This window comes from Promicromonospora kroppenstedtii DSM 19349, assembly GCF_000515355.1.
GTDB classification, from domain to species: Bacteria; Actinomycetota; Actinomycetes; order Actinomycetales; family Cellulomonadaceae; genus Promicromonospora; species Promicromonospora kroppenstedtii.
The window spans coordinates 1-982 of sequence record NZ_KI911641.1 but is presented as its reverse complement, the minus strand read 5'-3'; the positions used below and the strand labels follow the sequence as shown (position 1 = coordinate 982).

Genomic DNA, 982 nt, shown 5'->3' with positions numbered 1-982 from the left:
GTGATCGCGGCGGGCGGCGACGGGACCGTGCGCGCCGTCGCCGAGTCGATGGTGGGCACGGGCAAGCCGATGGGCGTCCTGCCGGTCGGCACGGGCAACCTGCTGGCACGCAACCTCGAGCTGCCGCTGACCGGCGTGGGCGAGGCCCTCGACGTGATCCTGAACGGCCGCACCCGGGCCATCGACGTGGGCTGGCTGCGGGTCGTGCAGTTCGCGGAGACCCCGCGCAACGACGAGCACCCCAACCAGCCCGACCACGAGCCCGACACGGAGCGCGAGCACATCTTCCTGGTCATCGCGGGCCTGGGGTTCGACGCCGCGATGGTCGCCACAGCCGACTCGAACCTGAAGAAGAAGGTGGGCTGGGTCGCCTACTTCGTCGCGGGGCTGTCCCACATGCAGGCCCGGCGCATGCGCGCCACCCTCCAGCTCGACGACCACCCGCCCGTGGAAGCACGCGCCCGCTCGATCATGGTCGGCAACTGCGGCATGCTCCCCGGCGGCGTCACCCTGCTGCCCGATGCCGTGCTCGACGACGGCGTGCTGGACGTCGCGGCCGTCGACGTGCGCGGCGGGGTGCTCGGCTGGGCCCAGCTGACCCTCGAGATCGCCATGCAGGGGGTAGGGGTGCGCAACGAGCTGCCCGAGAAGCTCGGCCGCATCGACCACACCAAGGCCCGCCGCGCGCGCATCCGCGTGCCGGCCGGCGAGGAGGCCCAGGTGGACGGCGACCCGCTGGGGCGCGCGGTCGAGATCGACGTGCGCGTCGAGCCGGGCGCGCTGCTGGTCCGAGCCCCGTGACCCCCGCGGCCAACTACCCTGGGCGGGTGAATCCCCGCTCCAACCGGGCCCGGACGGTGCCCGCGGTCCTGGTCATGCTCGTCGCGACCCTGCTGGGCCTGATCGGCCCCACGGCTGCCGCGGCCGCTCCCGGACCCGGTCATGCCGTCGCCTCGGCGCCGGCCGCCGAGGCCCGCGGGAC

The 982-nt window shown here is 74.5% G+C and carries 1 protein-coding gene; it reads left to right on the top strand.

Features of this window, described 5'->3' with window-relative positions; genetic code table 11:
* On the top strand, positions 1-801 hold an 801-nt coding region (locus PROKR_RS07710; protein ID WP_036961568.1), incomplete at its 5' end, for a diacylglycerol/lipid kinase family protein.
* Positions 802-982 lie beyond the last annotated feature (181 nt).